Origin of the sequence: Bifidobacterium sp. (genome assembly GCF_051876855.1) — a bacterium.
Classification (GTDB): domain Bacteria; phylum Actinomycetota; class Actinomycetes; order Actinomycetales; family Bifidobacteriaceae; genus Bifidobacterium.
Map to the genome: position 1 here is coordinate 1 of NZ_JBJEIH010000101.1, position 5,263 is coordinate 5,263.

4 protein-coding genes are annotated in these 5,263 nt (G+C 58.7%); 2 read left to right on the top strand and 2 right to left on the bottom strand.

Annotated features, from left to right (window positions below; genetic code table 11):
- Window positions 1-1,547, bottom strand: a 1,547-nt coding sequence (locus ACI38B_RS06725) for an Ig-like domain-containing protein (RefSeq protein WP_439730076.1), incomplete at its 3' end; no start/stop codon positions are given.
- Between the two features lie 454 nt (window positions 1,548-2,001).
- Between ACI38B_RS06725 and ACI38B_RS06730 the strand changes: the two genes are divergently transcribed.
- Window positions 2,002-2,643 (top strand): TetR/AcrR family transcriptional regulator, encoded by a 642-nt coding sequence (locus ACI38B_RS06730; protein WP_439730077.1) that lies wholly within the window; start codon window positions 2,002-2,004, stop codon window positions 2,641-2,643.
- 108 nt (window positions 2,644-2,751) lie between these two features.
- Here the strand turns inward: ACI38B_RS06730 and ACI38B_RS06735 are convergent, their stop codons facing one another.
- Window positions 2,752-4,176 carry an Mbeg1-like protein gene (locus tag ACI38B_RS06735; RefSeq protein WP_439730078.1) on the bottom strand — a complete coding sequence of 475 codons (1,425 nt, stop codon included), beginning with the start codon at window positions 4,174-4,176 and terminating at the stop codon, window positions 2,752-2,754.
- A 303-nt stretch (window positions 4,177-4,479) separates the two neighbouring features.
- On the opposite strand from ACI38B_RS06735, the gene ACI38B_RS06740 reads away from it, so the two are divergent.
- Entirely contained in the window at window positions 4,480-5,262 is a 783-nt protein-coding gene (locus ACI38B_RS06740; protein ID WP_439730079.1) for a mechanosensitive ion channel family protein, read from the top strand.
- The last annotated feature ends 1 nt before the right edge of the window (window position 5,263 follow it).

Here is a 5,263-nt window from a genome sequence, read left to right on the forward strand (position 1 = left end):
CTGTGTGTTCCGGTGTTTGAATTGGCCGAGAGCACATCGACGAATTGCGGGTTCGTAAGATCGCGGTTGGCGGTGACTGTGGTCTTCCACGTGAGCTTGGTGTGGCCGTCGGCCTGAGCAGAGGCACTCGAGAATTGCTTTGACACCGTCGCCTTCGGCTGCGTATTGCCGATGGTCACGTTACCAGTTGCGGACTGCCCATTCGAGTTTGCCGGGTGCGCGGGAGTGATGGTGAACGTGTTATCGTATGTTTTCGCGTCCTGATCGTCCGATGGCGGGTTGTCGACCTTGGTGGTGTAGGTGAGCACATACCGCTTATGCCCCGCCGCGCTGGACGGGACCGTATAACTTCCATCGGCAACCTGACTCCAGGGGACGCTCACCGAGCCCTTGTGCTGGTCCGGATTGTTCCACCATTCCTCGTCGTAGTAGTCCATGGTGATGTTGCCGCTTGGAGACTCAAGCCCCTTGCCAAGCGCATCCTTGAGTTTTGCACCGGAGATATCACCGGAATCGCCCGGTCGCAGTACGACCGTCCATGTCACGGTCTTCGATGACTTGTCGTAATTCCCTGTTTTGTCGACACTCCACGTGTTGTTGATGTCAATCTTGTTCGAGGTCGTCTGCTTATTGGTGTTTCCGTTCCAGGAGTAGGACACGGTGTTGGTGCGCTTGCCGGCAGTGTCGTTGCTGTCGGATGTCGTCGAATCATAGATTTTGTCACGGTCGGCGTTCACACGGTACTTGACATACAGCGTCTGTCCGTTGTTCATATTATCGATGACCGTGGTGAACGCGCGGCTGCCCGCGGTGTTACCGGTGACGGTGACCTTCCCCGTATATGGCTGGGTGCAGTTCGCGTCCGTATACACCATAACCGGCGTCGTCTCGTCGATGGTGAGCAGCTCACCCATCGAATCATTCAGGGTCACGCCGCTGGTCTTGCCTTTGGACGTGACCGTAACGATGAAATCGAATTTGTCCGGATTGCCCGGAACGGTTTTCGCGTTTGACTTCGATGCTGATACACTCGCGGTCGCCGGCAGGTTGAAGGTGAGCGTCCCATACCCGGGGAACTCGAAGCTTTTCTTGCCGCCCGTGCCATCGGGATCGGCGGACTGGTCGATATTGGCGTCAACCGTGGCGAAACCGCTTACGTCCTGCCCTTCATCCTTGGTATATGTCACCGTCAAGGTGTCGCCGTTGATGACGAAGTTACCGTCTACGGCACCGTTGTTGTACAGGTCGTACTTCTTACCTTCATTGAGCTTGAGACCATGCGGAAGCTTGTATGTGAAGGTGTCTCCTGACTTGACCCTAATGGTGTTCGGGAACTTCCAGTGCAAGGAGACCCTGATCTTGTCGTTGTAACTGACCGACATGTCCTCGGAGTAAGGCACCCATGTGCTGCCGTTGTCCTTGCTGACCGAGACCACGGTGTTGTCTTTGTCGATATACTGCGACAGGTCGCGCTCAACCGCGTACGCCTGCGGCGCCGACACAACCGCGCAGGCAAACAGCGTGGCCAAGGCGACCAGTGCCGCCACTGCTGCCCTCCATGCGGAGTGGATAGATATACGATCACCATGCACTGCGACCATTGCTCTTCTCCTCTGTCTCGCCCACACACCGATGTCTCGCCATGCAAACGATTTCGCAACGGGAACAGGAGCTGTTCTTGGAACCCCCGTTGATTCCCCCGTTGTTCTCAATATAAAACTGAGTATATCATGAAGTTGGACGCTCAAATATCGACAACTCGCGTATGCAAACGATTGTTTACGTAAACATCAATGCACCATATTCAAGTGCAACGATTGACGAATGACACAGAAAATTCAGCGATTTGCATACGTTCGCAACCTACACACCCGTAGTTCCAAGTACGTCACGACCGATACCCCCTCTCTCACTCCTCTTCAGCAACGTCAATCAATAATGCGACAATGGTGACCTGTGGCACAGCAGACGCCACGACCCCAAGAAAAGGAGCAGGCACGTATGGCAAGGCCACGCCGAGACTCGGAAATCCTTCCCGCCAAGGAGCGCATGGAGAACGCGTTCTGGGACCTCCTCGCATCACACGAATACCGGAAGATCACCGTGACCGACATCGTGCGTGAAGCCGACGTCAACCGCAACTCCTTCTACTACCATTTCAGCGGCCTGCCCGAACTTGCCGACGCCGCAATCTTGCACATGGTGGAGAACACCCCGGTTTCGCTACCGCAATCAGACACCGACCCGGAAACAGCCTGGCGCACGAATGTCGCCAATGTTCTGCAATCACCGGAGCAACGCGAGCGGCTTGACCGGCTGTCCCTGGTCACCGGGCCTCACGGTTCGGCGGAACTGCTCGCATCCCTGCGGGATTTCTCACGGCTCAACCTGATGAGCATCCTGCAAATCGACCCGCAGCAGCTGGATTTGAAAACCGACCTCATGCTGGACTTCGCCATCGGCGGCATGTTCGGCGTTCTGCGGCGCTGGCCGGAACTGTCGGGCCGTATCAAGCCGGAAGACCTGCTCAACGACGATACCGCCGCCTTGGCGATGAGCATGTATCTGAGCCTGTCGAAAACCGACATGCTCGGCTATTGGAAGCGGGTGTTCAACCCGTCCGCCGCGCCACGCATCCAATAGTCGGCGGTTCACAGGGCCAGCGAGGCCTGACTGCCAGGACTTGGCTACTTGGACTCGGCTGTCAAGACTCGGCTGCCGGTGCGACGAACGTTTCGTTATCACGAACCGTCAACGCAGCGAATCAATCACCAGCTGCGGCACCTGCGGCAAGTTACGCCAAGCCGTCGCCGGCAACGCAGCAAGCACACCGGCGACCAGCCGACGCGTTTCACGGTCCGTCTTGCGCGCGGCATCGATAATCACCGGGAGCGCTGTCGTCCAATGCTCTGCCAGCTCGCCGAAACTGCGGTAGCCGGGAGTCGAGAAAATCACATACAGCTCGTCGATCACCTTCCGACGGTCAGCCGGGTCGATACCGAGCATCCACGCGTTGACTGTGCTGCCGGCGAACATCGCAGTTGCCGACAATCCAGGCGCTGCGACGAACTCGCCATCCTCCACCTGCCACGACATGCCCAGATGCTGCATGATACCGACGGCATCGGCTTCGATGACCCGGTGTGGCAAACCATCATCCATCAGCATGCCGACGACCGATGACTGCGGGACGGTTTTGTCCACGCGCGACGCCACCGCATCGAACGCCGCGGATTCGAGCCGCTTGGGGAATCCCGGGCCGTCATGGGAGAACACCCGGCGAATACGCGCTGCGTACCGGTTGCGTTGGGCGGGTTGAACGTGTTGGGTGGTGCTGTCAGTTGGGAGGCTCTCGCTGTTTTGATCGTCTTGGTTGCTTTGGCCGCCTCGGCTGTCTTGGCTGATATTGCCGACGTCACCGGTGTTGGCGCCGCTGGTGTGCGACGGCTTGTCAGATGTCCGACGGCCTACCATTGACGTTGCCTCAATCATCGGCAACTGCGATTCGCCGGATTCATCCGCGAGCCACTGCATGGCGTCCAAATCGCGCGCAGCCATACGAACCGACGCGTACACCGCCATATTACCACCCTTCGAATGTCCGCCTACCATCACGGCGGGGGCATCGCCGCCGGGCACGCCCGCCGATCGGTCAAGAATCGAAGAAAGATACTTCGCCGCCGACTCCTGCGACGGGACTGGGCAGCGGAACGCCATATTGAAGTCCTCTTTCCAACCGAGCAGCGTGCCGTCTGTGCCGCGGAAGGCGACATACAACAGACCGCCCGGGCCGAAAGACCCACGGATTCCGGTGCAATCACCAAGATCGAAGGTCATCGCGGCGAACTGCTGCTCACGGTCGGCATCGTCGCGCTGGATGTACTCGCCCACACGCAAGCCGCGGAATCTCGGGCTTTCAGCGACGGCAACCAGCAAATCAAGACGAGTGCTGTTGACCTGCTGGGAGTCGGCAGCGAACATCATCGGAAAATCCTCTGCCCGCAACAATCCTGTCAACGGGATGGTGTCAATCGAGCGCGCCGCCCCGAACACCGGAACCACCAGCGGCAAACGGATATATGACAGCTCGCTGAGCACCAAGGAATCAACAGCGGAGAACGGATGCTCGGCAAAGGTACGGAAATCGGTGCGCACATAATCGACGATGTTGCCCATACCATCATCGTAATCGAGAACCGTTCGACACTGGGACAGGGCATGGCGGCGATTCTTCCAGTTTGCGAGCCGTGCCCGCAACACGATTGCGGCAATTCGTTGATTCTGTGCGAATCGGCCACGAACGGGCGCACAGTCGCGACGCGATGGCGCAAGATACAAGATACTGGAACGGGAACGAATCTGATCTGCCGGATTGGTTCTGCCGGATCTATACGGTATCTGAATGCGGTATCCGAATGCGGTATCGGCACTGCGGTATCGGCACTGCACCGGCGTTGGCAACCCGGGAATCGAGGGAACATGAGCATCGTCGAATATATCATCGCGTGGCTAAGCGCCAACGCAGGCAAACTCATCTGGCTGGCGACCGTCATCGTCGCCGCGGTCATCATCTCAAAACTCGTCAGCCGGGGGTTGCGTACGCTGCTTGACCGCTCGCAAGTGCCGAGCGCCTCGATCTTCATCAATCTGGCGCGCGTCCTGATTTGGGTGGTCGCCGTGACCATCGTGCTGCAACCGGTGTTCGGCATCAATCCGACCACGCTGATCACCGCGCTTGGTGTTGGAGGCGTCGCGATCTCCCTCGGCATGAAAGACACCATCGCGAATGTCATCGGCGGATTCGGACTGATGTTGGGCAAAGTGATCCAGCCCGGCGACCTGGTTACCGTAGCCGGCACAACCGGCGTGGTCAAAGACATCACTTGGCGGCACACGGTCGTCAAAGCCCGCAGCGGCGATGAAATCGTCATCCCGAATTCCGTGCTGAACACCTCGTCACTCGAGCGCGTGACCGAAGCGAGCGAAGGGTGCGTCACCGTGCCGTTCACACTGAAATCAGGAACCGACCTCGATGCCGCCTCCATGCGGATGATTGCCACGGTCGGCAAGGCGACGGCGGAATATGCGGCGGACGGGAACCCGCCGCTTGTCAAGTTCACCGGCTTCTCCCCGTATGGTGTCGAGGGCGAAATCATGGTGTTCGCCAAGCCCGGCATCTTCGCGTCCACCGTGAGGGACGCAGCGGTCCGGTCGTTGGCCGGCGAGGAGTTCCTCGAGCAGCGCGCCGCGACCGGGGAATGAG